The organism is Rhodococcus sp. FH8 (assembly GCF_019266085.1).
GTDB classification, from domain to species: domain Bacteria; phylum Actinomycetota; class Actinomycetes; order Mycobacteriales; family Mycobacteriaceae; genus Rhodococcus_F; species Rhodococcus_F qingshengii.
On the sequence record NZ_LPNQ01000076.1, the window covers coordinates 143,519 to 162,547 of the forward strand.

General features: G+C 62.6%; 20 protein-coding genes. 18 read left to right on the forward strand and 2 right to left on the reverse strand.

Features of this window, described 5'->3' with window-relative positions:
• Positions 1–287: 287 nt before the first annotated feature.
• The 17 genes from rho (at position 288) to ATN38_RS21715 (ending at position 16,659) form a co-directional block, all read left to right on the forward strand.
• Entirely contained in the window at positions 288–2,417 is a 2,130-nt protein-coding gene (rho, locus tag ATN38_RS21635; protein ID WP_218748627.1) for a transcription termination factor Rho, read from the forward strand.
• Positions 2,418–2,643: 226 nt separating this feature from the next.
• Complete coding sequence (gene rpmE, locus ATN38_RS21640) at positions 2,644–2,880, forward strand: 50S ribosomal protein L31 (RefSeq protein WP_003941310.1); 237 nt, start codon at positions 2,644–2,646, stop codon at positions 2,878–2,880.
• A gap of 146 nt (positions 2,881–3,026) precedes the next feature.
• Positions 3,027–4,106, forward strand: coding sequence for a peptide chain release factor 1 (gene prfA / locus ATN38_RS21645; RefSeq protein ID WP_003941341.1), 1,080 nt, complete (start codon positions 3,027–3,029; stop codon positions 4,104–4,106).
• Between the two features lie 77 nt (positions 4,107–4,183).
• Positions 4,184–5,116 carry a peptide chain release factor N(5)-glutamine methyltransferase gene (prmC, locus tag ATN38_RS21650; protein ID WP_054186744.1) on the forward strand — a complete coding sequence of 311 codons (933 nt, stop codon included), beginning with the start codon at positions 4,184–4,186 and terminating at the stop codon, positions 5,114–5,116.
• On the forward strand, positions 5,113–5,775 hold the full coding sequence (locus ATN38_RS21655; protein WP_003941345.1) for an L-threonylcarbamoyladenylate synthase: 663 nt from the start codon (positions 5,113–5,115) through the stop codon (positions 5,773–5,775). Before prmC ends, ATN38_RS21655 begins: the two co-directional genes overlap by 4 nt.
• A gap of 2 nt (positions 5,776–5,777) precedes the next feature.
• Positions 5,778–7,103, forward strand: coding sequence for a serine hydroxymethyltransferase (gene glyA / locus ATN38_RS21660; protein ID WP_042923189.1), 1,326 nt, complete (start codon positions 5,778–5,780; stop codon positions 7,101–7,103).
• Positions 7,100–8,287 carry a glycosyltransferase family 4 protein gene (locus tag ATN38_RS21665; RefSeq protein ID WP_003941359.1) on the forward strand — a complete coding sequence of 396 codons (1,188 nt, stop codon included), beginning with the start codon at positions 7,100–7,102 and terminating at the stop codon, positions 8,285–8,287. Before glyA ends, ATN38_RS21665 begins: the two co-directional genes overlap by 4 nt.
• Positions 8,288–8,319: 32 nt before the next feature.
• A complete protein-coding gene (locus ATN38_RS21670; protein ID WP_030537336.1) occupies positions 8,320–8,790 on the forward strand; it encodes a glycine zipper family protein in 471 nt (156 codons plus the stop codon).
• A 280-nt stretch (positions 8,791–9,070) separates the two neighbouring features.
• Positions 9,071–9,898, forward strand: a complete 828-nt coding sequence (atpB, locus tag ATN38_RS21675; protein WP_030537337.1) for a F0F1 ATP synthase subunit A — start codon at positions 9,071–9,073, stop codon at positions 9,896–9,898.
• Between the two features lie 83 nt (positions 9,899–9,981).
• Complete coding sequence (locus ATN38_RS21680; RefSeq protein ID WP_003941327.1) at positions 9,982–10,224, forward strand: ATP synthase F0 subunit C; 243 nt, start codon at positions 9,982–9,984, stop codon at positions 10,222–10,224.
• 7 nt (positions 10,225–10,231) lie between these two features.
• Positions 10,232–10,789, forward strand: coding sequence for a F0F1 ATP synthase subunit B (locus tag ATN38_RS21685; protein WP_019749173.1), 558 nt, complete (start codon positions 10,232–10,234; stop codon positions 10,787–10,789).
• A 5-nt stretch (positions 10,790–10,794) separates the two neighbouring features.
• Complete coding sequence (locus tag ATN38_RS21690; protein ID WP_003941304.1) at positions 10,795–11,619, forward strand: F0F1 ATP synthase subunit delta; 825 nt, start codon at positions 10,795–10,797, stop codon at positions 11,617–11,619.
• A gap of 62 nt (positions 11,620–11,681) precedes the next feature.
• On the forward strand, positions 11,682–13,325 hold the full coding sequence (atpA, locus tag ATN38_RS21695; RefSeq protein WP_007726218.1) for a F0F1 ATP synthase subunit alpha: 1,644 nt from the start codon (positions 11,682–11,684) through the stop codon (positions 13,323–13,325).
• A 48-nt stretch (positions 13,326–13,373) separates the two neighbouring features.
• The gene (locus ATN38_RS21700) at positions 13,374–14,357 is read left to right on the forward strand and encodes a F0F1 ATP synthase subunit gamma (protein ID WP_003941320.1); all 984 of its coding nucleotides are present in this window, start codon (positions 13,374–13,376) and stop codon (positions 14,355–14,357) included.
• Positions 14,358–14,360: 3 nt separating this feature from the next.
• Positions 14,361–15,812, forward strand: a complete 1,452-nt coding sequence (gene atpD / locus ATN38_RS21705; RefSeq protein WP_003941349.1) for a F0F1 ATP synthase subunit beta — start codon at positions 14,361–14,363, stop codon at positions 15,810–15,812.
• Positions 15,813–15,818: 6 nt separating this feature from the next.
• Positions 15,819–16,187 (forward strand): F0F1 ATP synthase subunit epsilon, encoded by a 369-nt coding sequence (locus ATN38_RS21710; protein WP_003941287.1) that lies wholly within the window; start codon positions 15,819–15,821, stop codon positions 16,185–16,187.
• Between the two features lie 49 nt (positions 16,188–16,236).
• The gene (locus tag ATN38_RS21715; protein WP_029255703.1) at positions 16,237–16,659 is read left to right on the forward strand and encodes a DUF2550 domain-containing protein; all 423 of its coding nucleotides are present in this window, start codon (positions 16,237–16,239) and stop codon (positions 16,657–16,659) included.
• Between the two features lie 10 nt (positions 16,660–16,669).
• Here the strand turns inward: ATN38_RS21715 and ATN38_RS21720 are convergent, their stop codons facing one another.
• A complete protein-coding gene (locus tag ATN38_RS21720; RefSeq protein WP_003941362.1) occupies positions 16,670–17,242 on the reverse strand; it encodes a cob(I)yrinic acid a,c-diamide adenosyltransferase in 573 nt (190 codons plus the stop codon).
• A gap of 54 nt (positions 17,243–17,296) precedes the next feature.
• Here ATN38_RS21720 and murA point away from each other — a divergent pair, with 54 nt between their 5' ends.
• Positions 17,297–18,556 (forward strand): UDP-N-acetylglucosamine 1-carboxyvinyltransferase, encoded by a 1,260-nt coding sequence (gene murA, locus ATN38_RS21725; RefSeq protein ID WP_003941314.1) that lies wholly within the window; start codon positions 17,297–17,299, stop codon positions 18,554–18,556.
• Between the two features lie 272 nt (positions 18,557–18,828).
• Here the strand turns inward: murA and ATN38_RS21730 are convergent.
• On the reverse strand, positions 18,829–19,029 hold a 201-nt coding region (locus tag ATN38_RS21730; protein WP_218748629.1), incomplete at its 5' end, for a hypothetical protein.

The window sequence follows — 19,029 nt, forward strand, 5'->3', positions numbered from 1 at the left end:
TTGTACCTTCTCCGAAGGTTTGAATCCTCCGCGGATCGAACACTCAGAGGTTCCATCACTCTGGGGTTCAACACACGGGGGAGTGAATCGTCGACGAAGGCGCGTTGGGCAGGTTTGCGAGCGCATGAAAAGTTTGAGGCGAGAGTTTCCGACAATCATGTGACGGCGGACAAGCCGGCAGTTCTGGACAGCAACCACGTACGGCACCACCGAGTTCGGTATTCAATCGAACTGCGGGACGAACCCTCGACTTTGCGCAGTGCGAGTGAGGGAAGGAAAGGACCTCCGTGACCGATACGGACCTCATCGCCACTTCTGCACCCGCCGGGTCGGAATCAGGCGACAATTCTCAGGCGTCATCTTCAGCATCGAACGGTGCGGTGGCGACCTCCACGAAGCGTGCCGAAACGCGCCGTGGTGCCGGACTCTCCGGCATGGTGCTCACCGAACTCCGCACTCTTGCGGGTGAACTGGGCATCAAAGGCACTTCCGGCATGCGCAAGGGTGACCTGATCGCAGCCATCAAGGAGCGCCAGGGCGGCAGCGCAAAGGCTGCACCCGCACAGAGTGAACTCACTCTCGACGACGCACCCGTTGCGCGCACTCGTGCCAAGAGCACTCGCGCTGCACGCACCGAAACCCCCGCAGCCGAAACAGCTCCGGCAGCCGAGTCGGCTCCTGCCGAGGCCGCGCCTGCGCGTACCGAATCCGCCGAGGATTCCGATCAGAGCGCACCCCGTCGCGGACGTCAGCGTCGCGGCGCCGCTCGTCGTGCAGGTTCACCCGACCAGGGTGAACTGAGCATCGAGCAGGAAGCTCCTTCGGCGAAGTCCGACACGGACACCGCGAAGGCCGCCGATACTTCGAAGGTCGCCGAGACCGCCAAGGCCGAGGCTCCGGCCGAGCGTCCTGCGCGCACCGAGGGCAAGTCCGACGTTGATCAGGCTCCCGCCGAGCAGGGCAACGAGCGTCCCCGCCGCGAGCGAAACCGGGACAATCAGGGCCAGCGGGACAACCAGGGCCAGCGCGAGAACCAGGGCAACCGGGGTAACCAGGATCGCCAGGACCGTCAGGATCGCGGCAATCAGAACAACGCCGGCCAGAACAACGCCGGTCCGCGTACGGACAACCGCAACAACGGACCGGATGACGACGAAGAGGGTGGACGCGGACGCCGCGGACGCCGTTTCCGCGAGCGCCGTGGCCGTGGTCGCGATCGCGGTGAGGGTGGCGCACCCAACGATTCACGCGAGACCGAGATTCGTGAGGACGACGTCCTGCAGCCGGTCGCCGGCATCCTCGACGTCCTCGACAATTACGCCTTCGTGCGTACGTCCGGGTACCTCGCCGGTCCCAACGACGTCTACGTCTCCATGAACCTGATCCGCAAGAACGGCCTTCGCCGTGGCGACGCCATCACCGGTGCCGTCCGCGTCTCGCGTGACGGTGAGCAGGGCAGCCAGCGTCAGAAGTTCAACCCGCTGGTCCGTATCGACACCGTCAACGGCGGCGACGTCGAGGCCGCGAAGAAGCGCCCCGAGTTCAACAAGCTCACGCCGCTGTACCCGAACCAGCGTCTGCGCCTCGAGACCGAGCAGCACATTCTCACGACGCGTGTCATCGACCTGGTGATGCCCATCGGTAAGGGCCAGCGCGCCCTCATCGTGAGCCCGCCCAAGGCCGGTAAGACCAGCGTGTTGCAGGCGATCGCGAATGCCGTCGCCACCAACAATCCTGAGTGCTACCTGATGGTCATCCTCGTGGACGAGCGTCCCGAGGAAGTGACCGACATGCAGCGCAGCGTGAAAGGTGAGGTCATTTCCTCCACCTTCGACCGCCCGCCGGGAGATCACACCGCAGTTGCCGAGCTGGCAATCGAGCGTGCGAAGCGCCTGGTCGAGATGGGTAAGGACGTCGTCGTACTGCTCGACTCCATCACGCGTCTGGGTCGTGCGTACAACAACTCCTCGCCGGCGTCGGGACGCATCCTCTCCGGTGGTGTCGACTCGACGGCGCTCTACCCGCCGAAGCGTTTCCTCGGTGCTGCCCGCAACATCGAGAACGGTGGATCGCTCACCATCATCGCTACCGCAATGGTCGAGACCGGATCCACCGGCGACACCGTGATCTTCGAAGAGTTCAAGGGCACCGGCAACGCCGAGCTCAAGCTCGATCGCAAGATCGCCGAACGCCGCGTGTTCCCTGCCGTGGACGTCAACCCGTCCAGCACGCGTAAGGACGAGTTGCTCCTGAGCCCGGACGAAGCTGCGGTGCTGCACAAGCTCCGCCGCGTCCTGTCCGGTCTGGACTCGCATCAGGCCATCGATCTGCTGATCGATCGACTGAAGAAGAGCAAGAACAACCTCGAGTTCCTGATGCAGGTCTCCAAGACCGCACCGGGTGCGATCGACGACTGATCGATTCGACGTCAAAAGGCCCATAACCAGCTGGTTGTGGGCCTTTTGCGTGGGCGGAACAAAACCGAGCGACAGTGCGTTGACAACTTCGTACAGCCACCCCGAGGCGTGCGAGACGCGGATTATCCGGTGAGGTACCGCATCTGGCATACTGAACGGCCGAGTCCGGTTCCGGTTCACGATGTCGATTGGCGACGTCGACCCGGCGACCATTGAAAGGGACACCATGAAGGCAGGAATCCACCCAACCTACGTAGCGACCACCGTCGTCTGCGGTTGCGGTAACACGTTCGAGACCCACAGCACCAAGGAGTCCGGACGCATCAACGTCGAGGTTTGCTCGCAGTGCCACCCGTTCTACACGGGCAAGCAGAAGATTCTCGACACCGGTGGACGCGTCGCTCGCTTCGAGGCTCGCTACGGCAAGCGCGCAGACAGCAAGGTCCCGGCCACCGAGTCCTAGCTGTTCCGCCGACGCCCGATCTGCCATGCGCAGATCGGGCGTCGGCTTTTTTGTGCCTGCACTCGGTTTGCGCGTTTCCCGGGTCCCGGCGTCGAAATACCTTCAAGCGCGCACCGTAGGAATCGAAACTCAGAGCGGAGCGAACCATGGCAGGCGCAACCCAGCCCTCGGCCATCGACGACATCTTGGCGGAGCACGCCGGTCTCGAAGCACAGATGTCCGATCCGGCGCTGCACAACGACCCTGCCGCTGCCAGGCGCGTCGGTAAGCGGTTCTCCGAGCTCTCGCCGATCATGTCGACGTACAACAAGCTCACCGCTGCGCAGGACGATCTGGAAGCCGCGCGCGAACTAGCCGCCGACGATTCCAGCTTCGCCGCCGAGATCCCCGATCTCGAAGCCGAGGTCGCGCAGCTCGAGCAGACGCTTACCGATCAGTTGGCGCCGCGTGATCCGCATGACGGCGACGACATCGTCCTCGAAGTGAAGTCCGGTGAGGGCGGCGAAGAATCCGCCCTCTTCGCCTCGGACCTGGCCCGCATGTACGTCCGCTACGCGGAACGGCATGGCTGGCGCGTCGAGATTCTCGACGCGACGGTCTCCGATCTCGGCGGATACAAGGAAGCCACGCTGTCGATCAAGAGCAAGTCGGACACCCCGGACGGAGTGTGGGCGCGACTGAAGTTCGAGGGCGGCGTTCACCGCGTCCAGCGAGTGCCCGTCACCGAATCCCAGGGACGCGTTCACACTTCGGCTGCCGGCGTTCTGGTCTACCCGGAGCCCGAAGAGGTCGAGCAGGTCCAGATCGACGAAAGTGACCTGCGTATCGACGTCTACCGTTCGTCCGGCAAGGGCGGTCAGGGCGTCAACACGACCGACTCTGCTGTCCGAATCACGCACCTTCCGACCGGCATCGTCGTCACCTGCCAGAACGAGCGTTCGCAGCTCCAGAACAAGGCGCGCGCCATGCAGGTCCTTGCAGCCCGTTTGCAGGTAGTCGCCGAGGAAGCCGCGGACGCTGAAGCGTCGGCAGGTCGCCAGAGTCAGGTTCGGACGGTGGACCGTTCGGAGCGCATCCGCACCTACAACTTCCCCGAGAACCGCATCACCGATCACCGCATCGGATTCAAGTCGCACAACCTCGATGCGGTGCTCGACGGTGAGCTCGACGCACTTCTCGATGCATTGGGCAAGGCGGACCGAGAGGCGCGTCTCGCGGCCGAGTAGATGCAGACCATGACTGACCTCCATCCCGCCGGGAACTCGGTGAACCGCGTGTCGGTCGAGCGTGGCAGGCTGTACCCGTGAGTCGACTTCCACTTCGTTTGGCGCTGATCGAAGCTGCAAAACAGCTCGACGCCGCAGGTGTGCCCAGCCCACGCACCGACGCCGAGTTGTTGGCATCCCACCTGCTCGGGGTCGAACGCACGCGTCTCGGGCTGATTCCGTTGGTCGATCCCGAGGTCATCGCGGCGTTCGACGAGTTGGTTGCGCAACGGGTGAAGCGGATTCCGTTGCAGCACATCATCGGAGTCGCGTCGATGGGCAACATCGACGTCGCTGTCGGGCCGGGTGTCTTCATTCCGCGGCCGGAAACCGAACTGCTCATGGGTTGGGCACTCTCGTTCCTCGAAGGTTGCGGAAGCAAGCCGCCGGTAGTTCTGGACCTGTGTACGGGATCGGGTGTACTCGCGCTGTCCATCGCCGAGGCCCGTCCGGACGCCGTCGTTCACGCCGTGGAGAAGGAGCCCGCCGCCCTGGCGTGGGCGCGTCGTAATGCTGCCGACCGCGAGGCCGCCGGTGATACACCGATCCATCTGCATCAGGGCGATGTCACCGATCGGAACCTGTTGCCAGGGCTCGAGGGCGGCGTCGATCTGGTCGTTTCCAATCCGCCGTACATCCCCGAAGGCGCGCAATTGCAGCCTGAGGTCATGGATTACGACCCGCACACCGCGTTGTTCGGTGGCGTCGACGGTCTGTCCGTCATCAAACCCATGATCAGCAACATCGCGCGGTGGCTTCGAATCGGCGGCGCGGCAGGCATCGAGCACGACGACACCAACGGGGACGGCGTCGCTGCGCTGTTCTCGGCGCGCCGGGTATTCGGCGAGGTCGCGCAGCATCCAGATCTTGCCGGTCGTCCGCGATTCGTCGTCGCCAGACGTGTCGCCACCGACGTCGAAGCACAGCGGAATCGAACGCCCGAAGCGCAGAGTGAAAGGATGGCTGAGTGAGCACCGTGTACGACTGCAGTCAGACAGATTCCCGAACCGCAGGCTTGGCCGCCGCGAAGAACGCGCTCAAGGCCGGCCGACTCGTAGTTCTCCCTACCGACACCCTTTACGGACTCGCCGCCGACGCGTTCGACAGCGAAGCTGTCACGAGTCTGTTGCGCGCCAAGGGACGCGGGCGAGACATGCCCGTCCCGGTTCTGGTCGGATCGTGGAACACCATCGACGGGCTCGTCTACAGCGTGCGCCCGCAGGCACGGGATCTGATCCGCGCATTCTGGCCCGGCGGACTGAGCCTGGTCGTCGAGCAGGCGCCTTCACTTGCCTGGGACCTCGGTGATACCCGCGGAACCGTCATGCTCCGCATGCCCTTGCATCCGGTTGCCCTCGAACTGTTGCGCGATGTCGGACCGCTTGCCGTCTCGAGCGCCAACATTTCGGGGCGTCCGCCGGCAACTACCGTCGAGGAAGCCCGAGATCAGCTCGGCGGATCTGCCAGCGTGTATCTCGACGGGGGCAAGGCCGAACACGCCGTTGCTTCCACGATCGTCGACCTGACCGGCAATTCACCGCGTATCTTGCGAGTGGGTGCCGTCTCGGCAGAATCCATCGCCGAGGTATTGGGCACCAGTCCGGAAAGTCTCGTAGAGGGAGTTTCGTAACGATGGTCGGCGCCGGCGGCGAGCGCGCGGGGGAATCCACGTATTGGGGACCGGATTTCGGTGAGCTTGCCACGGCAGACCCCGAGATCGCGGCTGTTGCGCTGGCGGAACTCGAGCGTCAGCGCGACGGACTTCAACTCATCGCGAGCGAGAACTTCACCAGCCCTGCCGTACTGGCTGCCTTGGGTTCGACCCTGAGCAACAAGTACGCCGAGGGCTATCCGGGTCGGCGTTATTACGGCGGGTGCGAGTACGTCGACGTAGCCGAGAATCTGGCGATCGATCGGGCAAAGGCGCTGTTCGGCGCCGAGCACGTCAACGTCCAACCGCATTCGGGGGCCACTGCGAATCTCGCGGTGTACGCTGCATTCGCCAAGCCCGGCGACACCGTATTGGCGATGAGTCTGCCGCACGGTGGGCATCTGACTCACGGGTCTCGCGTCAGCTTTTCGGGGCAGTGGTTCACCACCGTTCCCTATCACGTCGATTCGGCCACCGAATTGATCGACTACGACGAGGTTCGCACCCTGGCTCTGGCGCACAAGCCGAAAATCATCGTCGCCGGCGCGACCGCGTACTCCCGCACCATCGACTTCGCAGCCTTCCGCTCGATCGCGGACGAGGTCGGTGCGATCCTGTGGGTCGACGCCGCCCACTTCATCGGACTGGTGGCAGGCCGGGCGATACCGTCGTGCGTTCCGTACGCCGACGTCGTCTCCGCGACGACGCACAAAGTCCTCAGAGGCCCGCGCGGCGGAATGATCCTGTGCCGCAGCGAGCATGCCTCGGCCGTAGATCGCGCGGTGTTCCCCTTCATTCAAGGCGGCCCGATGATGCATGCGATCGCCGGGAAAGCGGTTGCGTTCAAAGAGGCGTCGACGCCGGAATATCGTTGGTATGCACAGGAAGTGGTTGCCAACGCATCGGCGCTCGCGCTGTCGTTGGAAGCTCGCGGTCTGCGCACCGTGTCCGGTGGAACCGACACACATCTGGCGCTTCTCGACCTGCGCGCAAGCGGTGTCACCGGCGTCGACGCCGAGCGTAGGTGCGGACTGGCTTCGATCACGCTCAACAAGAACGCGATTCCGTTCGATCCGCAGTCGCCCGCCGTCACGTCCGGAATCCGCGTCGGGTCCGCGGCCGTGACGACCCAGGGTTTCAACCGCTCCGACATGAGCGTGGTGGGGGAGTTGATCGCGCGCGCAGTTGTCGCGGACCCCGCCACCACGTCAGGAGAGGCCGAGTTGGCAGCAGTTGCCGACGGCGTTCGCGAACTGGTCCGGGCAAAGCCTGCCTATGCCCGCCAGACGGGTGATCTCGAGCAGTGATCACTTCCTACGAGGCGACCACGTATCTGGCACAGGGTGGCGGGGGAGCGGGTGTTCCCATCCGTGAACTTTTGCTCGTGCTGTGTACGGCGGCGGTGGTGACCTACCTGGCGACTGGCGCAGTCCGGTTGTTGGCGCTGAGGTTCGGCGCTGTCGCGATTCCTCGTGATCGGGACGTTCACGTCGAGCCGATTCCGCGCCTCGGTGGCGTCGGAATGTATGTCGGCATGGCTGTCGGTCTGCTGTTTGCGCAGCAATTACCCGCGCTCACAAGAGGTTTCGGCTTCGGCAGTCCTGACGTACACGCTGCGCTCGTAGCTGGCGCCGTCATCGTCCTCGTGGGTGTGATCGACGACAGGTGGGGCCTCGACGCCCTCACCAAATTTGTCGGTCAGGTGACTGCTGCCGGCGTTCTCGTGGTGATGGGCGTCAGCTGGTTCATCATCTACAACCCGTTCGGCGGTGACGGTGGGTCCACCATCATCCTCGATCAGATTCAATCCGGACTGTTCACCGTTGCTGTTGCCGTCGCGACCATCAACGCCATGAATTTTGTCGACGGTCTCGACGGATTGGCCGCCGGGTTGGGTCTGATTGCGGCGCTCGCCATCCTCATCTTCTCGATCGGTCTTCTCCACGATCAGGGCGGCGACGCGAGTGTCTACCCGCCGGCGATGATCGCGGCGGCTTTGGCAGGCGCTTGTCTCGGTTTTCTTCCACACAACTTCAATCCAGCGCGCATTTTCATGGGCGATTCCGGGTCGATGTTGATCGGTCTCATGCTGGCCGCGATCTCCACCAGTGCATCCGGTCGTATTCCGCTCACTGCCTACGGAACCCGCGACCTCGTCGGCCTCCTCGCGCCGTTGTTGCTGGTCGGGGCTGTGATGTTCATCCCGATGCTGGACATGCTCCTGGCCGTGATCCGCCGGACGAAAGCGGGCGTCAGTCCGTTCAGTCCGGACAAGATGCACCTGCATCATCGCCTCTTGCAGATCGGACACACGCACCGACGAGTTGTGCTGGTCATCTACCTGTGGGTCAGCGTCCTGGCGTTCGGTGCCGTCGGATCCTCGCTGCTCAATCGTCAGCTGGTTGTTGTACTCGTCGCGGCCGGTTTGGTTCTTGCGTTGTTCTTCACTGCGGTGCCTTCGCTGATCGATCGCAAGCAGCAGCGTCGCTAGCCAAGTTTTCCGATCCATTACCCTTGGGCATCGTGACGAACACGCCGCAGCCTGTACCTGCCTCGCAACCCATCCCTGATTCGACCGCCGCCATGAAGTCGGCCGTGAAGTGGGGTGTGATGGGGCTGATCGCGCTGGCCGTGGTCGGCGCGCTCCTGGGCGGGCTCTTCGCCGGTAAGGAAGGCGTCTACGGCGCTCTGATCGGCGCAGCCGTCGGCGGCGGGTTCATCTTGTTCACGGCGTTGGGTGTGCTGCTCACAGCGAAGCTGCCTGCGCTCACGGCCGGTGCCGTTCTGCTCGGTACCTGGCTGCTGAAGATGATTCTCGCGATGGTGGTTCTCTTTGTCCTCTCGGACATGGATTTCTACAACAAGACCGCCCTCGTCCTGGTCATCATCATGTCGCTGGTCGTGGTGCTCGGTGCGGAGACTTACGGCGTCCTGGGAACCAAAACTCCGTACGTCGATCCCGCTCCCAGCAGCAACGTCGACGACGACGAGTAGTACTACAAGAGGTAACTAATCGGACTTCCAGGTACCCCATCTACACAATGTCGTAGATGACTTGATAAGGTTCGGTTCAAGCGAGAGCAATGGTGGGCCGAGTAACACTCAGCCGACGATGCCATGTGCTCGCAGGTGGTCGAAATTCTGACCACTGAGTCGACGAGAGTCGCCGACACCGACAGACGCCAGGCCCCTCTAGGGTTCTCCAGCTGCTGACGAATGCGCGAGTCGAACTTGTCGACTTGTAGATCGTCAATGTCCGATCGAACCGCAGTCAATGATGGCTGCGGACCGACTACGGGAGAGAACGCTGAGCGTCACCACCCTGGCCGCGGATGAATTCCATGCGCCGTCACTAGACGATTTTTTCCCGCCCTCCGTGTTGATTCACGCGGGCCCCTTCGAGCTCGACCGTCTGATGCTGATTCGTCTGCTGATGTCGGTGCTGGTCGCAGCCTTCTTCGTGATCGCGATGCGCAGCCCTCGATTGGTTCCCCGTGGGATGCAGAACGCCGCTGAGCTTGCGCTCGACTTCGTTCGTATCAACATCGCCGAGGAGATCCTGGGCAAGGAACAGGGCAAGCGCTTCCTGCCGGTCATCACGACGATCTTCTTCATCGTGGTCGCCAGCAACCTGGCCAGCATCATTCCTTTCCTGAACATCTCGCCGAACGCACGAATCGGTATGCCCCTGGTACTCGCGGCGCTCGCCTACATCGTGTTCAACTACGTCGGAATCAAGAAGTACGGCTTCTTCAAGTACGTCAAGAGCAGCATCGTCGTTCCCGGCGTCCCGCTGCCCCTGCACTTCTTGTTGGTGCCCATCGAGTTCATCTCGACCTTCATCCTGCGCCCGTTCACGCTGATGGTTCGTCTCATGGCCAACATGTTGGCCGGCCACATCCTGCTGGTGCTGTTCTTCAGCGCGACGAACTACTTCTTCTTCGTGTCGGGCGGATTCCAGGCGATCTTCGGCGTTCCGTCGATCATCGCCGGTATCGCATTCACGTTCTTCGAGCTGCTGGTCATCTTCCTGCAGGCTTACGTGTTCGCGTTGCTGACCGCGGTGTACATCGAACTGGCGCTCCACGCCGACGAGCACTGACCTTTTACCTCCTCACCAGCTACACCAAGAACTGAGCCTCTTGCCGAATCCGGCGGAGGTCAACAGAAAGGGAATGGAACACCATGAGCATCGCTTACCTCGCTCAGGAAGTTGTCGAGACCAAGTCGCGCGGCTACGGAGCCATCGGCTACGGCCTCGCAGCAATCGGCCCCGGCATCGGCGTGGGCATCGTTGTGGGCAAGGCAATCGAAGGCATGGTCCGCCAGCCCGAGATGGCCGGCCAGGTTCGTACCACCATGTTCCTCGGTATTGCATTCACCGAGGCCCTCGCATTGATCGGCCTTGTCGCCGGTTTCATTTTCTAAGACAGACATGGGAGCCACCTTCGCAGTGCTCGCGGCAACAGAGGAGACACACAATCCTCTCTTGCCCGAGACATACGACATCGTGTGGTCCGCGGTTGCGCTCGTCGTAGTCGGTTTTGTCTTCTGGAAGCTCGTTCTTCCGAAGTTCCAGAAGGTCTTGGCCGAACGCACCGAGCAGATCGAGGGCGGCATCAAGAAGGCCGAAGACGCACAGGCAGAGGCAGCGGCCGCGCTCGAGCAGTACCGCGCGCAGCTCGCCGAAGCTCGTACCGAGGCAGCGCAGATCCGTGAGGAAGCGCGTACCCAGGGTCAGCAGATCATCGCTGACATGAAGGTTCAGGCGCAGGACGAGAGCGACCGCATCGTGGCCGCAGGCCACAGCCAGCTCGTCGCCCAGCGTCAGCAGATCGTCGCTGAGCTCCGCTCGGATCTCGGCAAGACCGCTGTAGACCTGGCCGAGAAGGTCATCGGGGAGTCTCTCGCCGACGACGTGAAGCGCGCCGGAACGGTTGATCGTTTCCTCAACGAGCTCGACACCGTCAGCGCTGATTCAGCCAGGAAGTGAGCAACATGTACGCAGCGAGCCGTGAAGCCTTGGCGCAGACTCGTTCTGCGCTGAGCAGTGCCCTGGGCGCCGTCTCTGCAGGAGCCGCAACTGCTGCTTCTGCTCAGGCTGGGTCCGAGCTCTTCTCGGTGGTCGAGGTACTCGACGGCCAGCGCGCTCTTCGCAGCGCGCTGGCTGACGCTTCGGCACCGGCCGCTGGTCGCCAGGCTTTGGCAGAGCAGTTGTTCTCCGGAAAGGTCGGCGCCGAGGCGCTCGCCACCGTGAAGGCAGCTGCAGGCCAGGACTGGTCTGCGGCCCGCGACTTGGTCAACTCGCTCGAACTGCTCGGACGCGAAGCTCTGCTCCGCGCCGCAGCCGATCAGAGCCAGTTGGACACCGTTGAGGACGAGCTCTTCCGTCTCGGTCGCATCGTGGCAGGGGATCCCAGCCTGGAGCAGACGCTCTCGGATCTGTCGGTTCCCGCAGCCCGCAAGCGTGAGTTCCTCTCCCGCTTGCTCTACGGCAAGGTCACTGCGGTCACCGAGGCACTCGCCGGACAGGCCGTCGGCCGGTTGAAGTCTGCACCCGCAGACACTTTCGATCAGCTGTCGAATCTTGCCGCAGCGCAGCGCGATACCACCGTTGCTCACGTTCGCAGCGCCTCGGCGTTGAGCTCGGAGCAGTCGGATCGCTTGGCCAGCACTCTTACCCGCACCTACGGGAAGCCGGTAGCAGTACACGTCGAGGTTGATCCAGAACTCCTCAGCGGCTTGGTCGTCCGGGTGGGCGACGAGGTTATCGACGGCAGCGCAGCGGGTCGACTCGCAGCACTGCGGAAGAACCTCAAGTAGTCCTTCAGCCGAACACATACTCCAGATCTTTTCGAAGACCAGACACCGAGAGCAGGAAAAACATGGCGGAGCTGACGATCTCCTCCGACGAGATCCGTAGCGCGATCGACAACTACACCGCGAGCTACTCCCCGGAGGCCTCCCGTGAGGAGGTCGGCACAGTGACCGACACCAGTGACGGCATTGCGCACGTCTCTGGCCTGCCTTCGGCTATGTCCAACGAGCTGTTGGAGTTCCCCGGTGGAATCGTCGGCGTCGCGCTCAACCTGGATGCCACCGAAATCGGTGCCGTCATCCTTGGCGATTACCAGAACATTCAAGAAGGCCAGGAAGTAAAGCGCACGGGCGACGTTCTGTCGGTTCCCGTCGGCGATGCTTTCCTCGGCCGTGTCATCGACCCGCTGGGTGCGCCCATCGACGGCCTCGGCGAGATCGAGAGCACCGAGAACCGTGCACTCGAGCTCCAGGCCGCTTCGGTGCTCGAGCGCCAGCCGGTCGAAGAGCCGCTCCAGACCGGTATCAAGGCTATCGACGCCATGACCCCGATCGGCCGCGGCCAGCGCCAGCTCATCATCGGCGACCGCAAGACCGGCAAGACCGCGGTCTGCATCGACGCCATCCTGAACCAGAAGGCCAACTGGGATTCCGGCGATGTCAACAAGCAGGTGCGCTGCATCTACGTTGCCATCGGTCAGAAGGGTTCCACCATCGCGGGCGTCAAGGCTGCCCTCGAGGAGAAGGGCGCGATGGAGTACACCACCATCGTTGCTGCTCCGGCCTCTGATTCCGCAGGCTTCAAGTGGCTCGCACCGTACACCGGCTCGGCCATCGGCCAGCACTGGATGTACCAGGGCAAGCACGTTCTGGTCGTGTTCGACGACCTGACCAAGCAGGCAGAGGCGTACCGCGCCATCTCGCTGCTGCTGCGTCGCCCGCCGGGACGCGAGGCTTACCCCGGTGACGTCTTCTACTTGCACTCCCGTCTGCTGGAGCGTTCGGCGAAGCTGTCCGACGCACTCGGCGGTGGCTCGCTGACGGCTCTGCCGATCATCGAGACCAAGGCGAACGACGTCTCGGCTTACATCCCGACCAACGTCATCTCCATCACCGACGGTCAGGTGTTCCTCGAGTCCGACCTGTTCAACAAGGGCGTTCGCCCCGCGATCAACGTCGGTATCTCGGTCTCCCGCGTCGGTGGCGCTGCACAGACCAAGGGCATGAAGAAGGTTTCCGGTTCGCTGCGTCTGGAACTGGCTCAGTTCCGTGAGCTCGAAGCGTTCTCCGCCTTCGCTTCCGACCTCGACGCTGCCTCCAAGGCTCAGCTCGAGCGCGGCGCCCGTCTGGTCGAGCTGCTCAAGCAGGATCAGTACAGCCCGATCCCCGTCGAGGACCAGATCGTCTCGATCTACCTGGCCGGCGAAGGCATCTTCGACAGCGTTCCGATCGGCGACGTCCGTCGCTTCGAGAAGGAACTGCTCGAAGACCTCAAGCACTCGGCTGCTGGCGTCTACTCCAGCATCAACGGCGGTAAGGCACTCGATGCCGACAACGCTGCTGAGCTGATCGCCGCGACGAACAAGTTCAAGGAAGGCTTCATCGCATCCGACGGAAGCCGGGTCGTGAACGAAGCCGAGGCTGACGCTTTGGGCGCCGACGAGGTCGCGAACGAGCAGATCAACGTCAAGCGCAAGACCGTCAGCAAGTGACGTACGCGCCCATGACACTGCGAATTCCGAAGGGAGAGTGATTGATCGATGGCGAGCATTCTCGAATTGCGGTCTCGTATCAAGTCGGTCAACTCGACCAAGAAGATCACCAAGGCACAGGAACTGATCGCGACTTCGCGTATCACCAAGGCTCAGATTCGCGTCGCCGCGTCCAAGCCGTATGCCGAGGAGATCACGAAGGTACTCACCGAATTGGCGAGTGCGTCTGCTTCGCTCGATCACCCGTTGCTCAACGAGCGTCCGGAGCCCAAGCGGGCAGCGGTCCTCGTTGTCACCAGTGACCGCGGCATGTGTGGTGGCTACAACTCCAACGTCCTCAAGCAGGCAGAAGAGCTCATGGCTCTCCTCCGCAGCGAGGGCAAGGAGCCGGTCGTGTACGTGCTCGGTTCCAAGGGGCTCGGCTACTACACGTTCCGCGGCCGCGACATCGGTGCTGCGTGGACGGGCTTCTCGCAGGATCCGGGTTACTCGGATGCAGCGAAGGCCAGCCGCCACCTGGTGGAGCTGTTCATGGCTGGTTCGGGTAACCAGGTTGCCGCTCCGAACGGTGAAGGCACGATCGAGGGCGTCGACGAACTCCATATCGTCTACACCCGCTTCGTGTCGATGCTGACGCAGACTCCCGAGGTTCGCCGTATGGCTCCTCTCGAGGTCTTCGTGTCGGAAGAGCGCATCGAACTCGGTGACGACATGCTGACCAACGGCCACGACGACGACCATGACAATGGCCCCGTCGCGGACTTCAGCTTCGAGCCCGAGCCCGAGAAGCTTCTCGGCGCTCTTCTCCCGAAGTACGTCAGCACTCGTATCTTCTCGTCGCTTCTCGATGCTGCGGCATCGGAGTCGGCAGCCCGTCGTACTGCCATGAAGGCCGCGACGGACAACGCAAACGAACTGGTGAACACGTTGAGCCGTCAGGCCAACCAGGCTCGCCAGGCCCAGATCACCCAGGAAATCAGCGAGATCGTCGGCGGCGCCAACGCGCTCGCCTCGAGCGCAGGAAGTGACTAGCACATGACCGCAGCAGTAACCGAAAACAACGGGGCAGGTTCGGCTTCGGCCGTAGCCGGCCGCGTCGTGCGGGTCATCGGTCCCGTCGTGGACGTTGAATTCCCGCGTGGCGCTGTTCCTGAACTGTTCAACGCCCTGAACGCCGAGATCACGCTTCCCTCGGTCGCCAAGACGCTGACGCTCGAGGTTGCACAGCACCTCGGTGACAACCTGGTCCGCACCGTCTCCATGCAGCCCACCGACGGCCTCGTCCGCGGCACTGCAGTGACCGACTCGGGCAAGCCGATCTCGGTTCCCGTCGGTGACGTCGTCAAGGGCCACGTGTTCAACGCCCTGGGCGATTGCCTCGACACCCCCGGCCTCGGCCGCGACGGCGAGCAGTGGGGCATCCACCGCAAGCCACCAGCCTTCGATCAGCTCGAAGGTAAGACCGAGATCCTCGAGACCGGCATCAAGGTCATCGACCTTCTCACCCCGTACGTCAAGGGTGGAAAGATCGGCCTGTTCGGTGGCGCCGGCGTCGGCAAGACCGTTCTGATCCAGGAAATGATCACGCGTATCGCTCGCGAGTTCTCGGGCACCTCGGTGTTCGCAGGCGTCGGTGAGCGTACCCGTGAGGGCACCGACCTCCACCTGGAAATGGAAGAGATGGGCGTCCTCCAGGACACCGCCCTTGTCTTCGGCCAGATGGACGAGCCGCCCGGAACGCGTATGCGCGTCGCCCTGTCCGCACTGACGATGGCGGAGTACTTCCGCGACGTTCAGGGCCAGGACGTTCTGCTGTTCATCGACAACATCTTCCGCTTCACGCAGGCAGGCTCCGAGGTTTCCACCCTCCTCGGCCGTATGCCTTCGGCAGTGGGCTACCAGCCCACGCTGGCGGACGAGATGGGTGAGCTCCAGGAGCGCATCACCTCGACTCGCGGTCGCTCGATCACCTCGCTGCAGGCTATTTACGTGCCCGCCGACGACTACACCGACCCCGCGCCGGCTACGACGTTCGCGCACCTCGATGCCACCACCGAGCTTTCGCGCCCGATTTCGCAGATGGGTATCTACCCCGCTGTGGATCCGCTGAGCTCGACCTCCCGCATCCTGGAGCCCGGCATCGTCGGTGCCGAGCACTTCCGCGTTGCCAACGAGGTCAAGCGCATTCTGCAGAAGTACAAGGAACTGCAGGACATCATCGCCATCCTCGGTATGGACGAGCTTCAGGAAGAGGACAAGGTCCTCGTCGGCCGCGCCCGTCGTATCCAGAAGTTCCTCGGCCAGAACTTCATCGTTGCCGAGAAGTTCACCGGTGAGCCCGGCTCCGTCGTGCCGCTCCGCGACACGATCGAAGCCTTCGACCGCGTCTGCAAGGGCGAGTTCGATCACCTGCCCGAGCAGGCATTCAACAGCTGCGGTGGACTCGATGACGTCGAGGCTGCAGCCAAGAAGATGGCCGGGAAGTAGTCCACGATGGCTGAGATGACCGTAGAACTCGTTGCCGTCGAGCAGCGCTTGTGGTCTGGTTCGGCGACGCTGGTCAGCGCTCAGACCACCGAGGGTGAAATCGGAATCATGCCCGGGCATGAGCCGGTCCTCGGCCAGCTGATCGAGGGCGGAACCGTGTCGATCACCTCGGTCGACGGCGAGCGTATCGTTGCTGCGGTACACGGAGGATTTCTCTCCGTCACTGCGACGACGGTGACGATCCTTGCCGAGTCCGCGGACATGGCACAGGACATCGACGTCGAGGCAGCCAAGGCTGTCTTGGCCGAGAACTCGGGCGACCTCGAAGCGATTGCGGTCGCCAAGGGTCAGCTCCGGGCCGTCGAGCGCGCGTAAGTTACTCGAGTAAAGCCGCGACGGGAGCCGACGAACAGTGACATTCGGAATGACTGTGTTGATCATTCTGGTTGTGCTGCTCGCGGTTCTCGTCGCGGCTTTTCTGTATCGTCTGCTGGTTCTGCGTCGCGGCGGTACCGCTGCACTGCTTCGTGTTCTGCCATCCCCGGGGGACAGCGGGTGGCGTCACGGAATCATTCGCTACGGCGAAAGCACTTTCGTCTTTTTCAAACTGTCGAGTCTGCGGCCGGGCCCGGACTCCAGGATCGATCGTCAAGGTATCGAGGTCGAGAGCCGTCGTTCTCCCTCGGGTACCGAATTCGACATCATGAGCGACGACATCGTCGTGGTCAAGGTCAATGACGGCTCGTCGGCCTACGAAATCGCTTTGGACAGTGGAGCATTGACAGCGTTCCTGTCCTGGGTGGAATCGCGGCCGGACGGGCGCGCCCGTAGGCGACGCACCGCCTGACCGGTCCCACTCAAGCCCCGGCGCCGGGCTTCCAGAGCACATCGCCTTCAGGATTTGCCACTCTTCCCATGATGAAGAGCAGATCCGACAATCTGTTGAGGTATTTCGCGGGGAGCACGCTCGTGTCCTCCGGGTTCGCATCGATGGCGGACCAAGCCGCACGCTCCGCACGCCGCGAGACGGTTCTTGCTACGTGAAGCAGGGCTCCCAAGGCGGTTCCGCCCGGCAGAATGAACGAATTCAACGGTGCCAGTTGCTCATTGAGTTCATCGCACCATCCTTCGAGTCGATCGATGTAGGACTGAGTCACTCGTAGCGGCGGGTACTTCGGGTTCTCGACCACGGGGGTGGACAAGTCGGCCCCTGCGTCGAAAAGGTCGTTCTGGATCTGGCGCAGCATTGCGAGGAGATTCTCCGGGGGAGTGCCGAGGGCAACGGCCACACCGATCGCTGCATTGGTCTCGTCGCAATCCGCGTAGGCGATCAGACGCGGATCGTTCTTGGACACGCGGGAAAAATCGCTGAGGCCCGTGGTCCCGTCGTCGCCGGTCCGGGTGTAGATCTTCGTCAGGTGAACAGACATAGGGCTACGGTACCGGCGCGGTGCCGACGAGGTTGTGGCTCTAGGCTGTGAACCGTGAGTGAGCACTTTCTTGTGACCGGGGGTAACCGCCTCGAAGGTGAAGTACTGGTGGGAGGGGCCAAGAACAGTGTGCTGAAGCTGATGGCCGCGGCGCTGTTGGCCGAAGGCACCACTGTCGTGACCAACTGCCCGGACATTCTCGACGTACCGCTGATGGCGGACGTTCTGCGAGGTCTGGGCTGCGAAGTCGAACTCGAAGATTCCGAAGTGCGGATCACGACGCCGGCCGAGCCGAAGTATCACGCTGACTTCGATGCGGTGAAACAGTTCCGAGCGTCAGTGTGTGTTCTCGGTCCGCTGGTCGCGCGTTGTCGACGCGCTGTTGTTGCCTTGCCTGGCGGTGACGCCATCGGTTCGAGGCCCCTCGACATGCACCAATCCGGGCTCCGCCTGTTGGGTGCGCGCAGCGAGATCGAACACGGATGTGTAGTTGCCGAGGCAGACGACCTGCATGGAGCGAACATCCGCCTGGTCTTCCCGTCTGTGGGTGCAACCGAGAACATCTTGATGGCAGCGGTCCTCGCCCGTGGTGAGACAGTGATCGACAACGCTGCACGTGAGCCCGAGATCGTGGATCTGTGCAACATGCTCAACGAGATGGGCGCCAAGGTATCTGGCGGCGGAAGTTCGACGCTCACCATTCAAGGCGTCCGCAAGTTGGAACCGACTACGCACCGCGTCATCGGTGACCGGATCGTTGCCGCAACATGGGGTGTCGCTGCCTCCATGACCAGGGGTGACGTCCGCGTTCGCGGGGTGAACCACAAGCATCTCGGACTGGTCCTCGACAAGCTTCGGACGGCCGGCGCGGAGGTGACTCCCGAGGTTGACGGTTTCCGCGTCATTCAGCGTGAACGGCCTAAAGCGGTCAATTTCGCAACATTGCCGTACCCCGGATTCCCGACCGACCTGCAGCCGATGGCAATCGGTTTGGCTGCGGTTGCCGAGGGCACCTCGATGATCACCGAGAACGTATTCGAATCGCGTTTCCGATTTGTCGAGGAAATGATCCGACTCGGCGCCGACGCCCGAACTGATGGTCACCATGCGGTGATCCGCGGAGTTCCGGTGTTGTCGAGTGCACCGGTGTGGTCTTCCGACATTCGGGCCGGCGCCGGGCTCGTGCTTGCGGGGTTGGTTGCGGACGGAACAACTGAAGTTCACGACATCTTCCACATCGACCGTGGGTACCCGCGATTCGTCGAGAATCTCCGTGGACTCGGGGGAGTGATCGAGCGGGTGGGCTCCGAATAGCTTCGGTGCTCGGCGTCACACTCAGACCTAGTCGCCGTTGGTGGAATGACAAAACTGTCTGAACTGGCCTTAGTCGGCGAATTCGGTGTAGTGACCAGGCGATTTGTGAATTGATTGAAGGTTCGCGTAACTTATTCCAAGTCAGAGCGACACGGACACCGACTCCCGCCTTCACGGCGAGTGACACGAGGTTGTACGAAGTGCCTGACCAAATTTCGAAGTAGTTTCCATCGTGTATGGTTGTGCTTCACCTCCAGTTCTTCCCCGAATGTTTAGCGGTTTGCGCCGATGATCACGATGGGATAGGCTGGAAAAGTTGCCCCGGAGCGGCGGCCATAGGGTCGTGGTGATGGTGTGCGCGTGTTCTTTGAGAACTCAACAGTGTGTCGATGAATGTCAGTGCCAAAATTAATTTGGTACTTCACATGTCGGATGATGTTCCGGGCCTTCGGGTTTCGGTTCTGATGTTCGGG

What these genes read in the sequence shown, in the direction of transcription:
- ATN38_RS21720 (WP_003941362.1), bottom strand. Translation starts at nt 17,242, where the DNA reads ATGTCTGTTCACCTGACGAAGATCTACACCCGGACCGGCGACGACGGG.
- glyA (WP_042923189.1), top strand. Translation starts at nt 5,778, where the DNA reads ATGGTCGGCGCCGGCGGCGAGCGCGCGGGGGAATCCACGTATTGGGGA.
- ATN38_RS21700 (WP_003941320.1), top strand. Translation starts at nt 13,374, where the DNA reads ATGGCGAGCATTCTCGAATTGCGGTCTCGTATCAAGTCGGTCAACTCG.
- ATN38_RS21715 (WP_029255703.1), top strand. Translation starts at nt 16,237, where the DNA reads ATGACTGTGTTGATCATTCTGGTTGTGCTGCTCGCGGTTCTCGTCGCG.
- atpB (WP_030537337.1), top strand. Translation starts at nt 9,071, where the DNA reads ATGATGGCTGCGGACCGACTACGGGAGAGAACGCTGAGCGTCACCACC.
- rpmE (WP_003941310.1), top strand. Translation starts at nt 2,644, where the DNA reads ATGAAGGCAGGAATCCACCCAACCTACGTAGCGACCACCGTCGTCTGC.
- ATN38_RS21685 (WP_019749173.1), top strand. Translation starts at nt 10,232, where the DNA reads ATGGGAGCCACCTTCGCAGTGCTCGCGGCAACAGAGGAGACACACAAT.
- ATN38_RS21710 (WP_003941287.1), top strand. Translation starts at nt 15,819, where the DNA reads ATGGCTGAGATGACCGTAGAACTCGTTGCCGTCGAGCAGCGCTTGTGG.
- ATN38_RS21690 (WP_003941304.1), top strand. Translation starts at nt 10,795, where the DNA reads ATGTACGCAGCGAGCCGTGAAGCCTTGGCGCAGACTCGTTCTGCGCTG.
- prfA (WP_003941341.1), top strand. Translation starts at nt 3,027, where the DNA reads ATGGCAGGCGCAACCCAGCCCTCGGCCATCGACGACATCTTGGCGGAG.
- atpD (WP_003941349.1), top strand. Translation starts at nt 14,361, where the DNA reads ATGACCGCAGCAGTAACCGAAAACAACGGGGCAGGTTCGGCTTCGGCC.
- atpA (WP_007726218.1), top strand. Translation starts at nt 11,682, where the DNA reads ATGGCGGAGCTGACGATCTCCTCCGACGAGATCCGTAGCGCGATCGAC.
- ATN38_RS21680 (WP_003941327.1), top strand. Translation starts at nt 9,982, where the DNA reads ATGAGCATCGCTTACCTCGCTCAGGAAGTTGTCGAGACCAAGTCGCGC.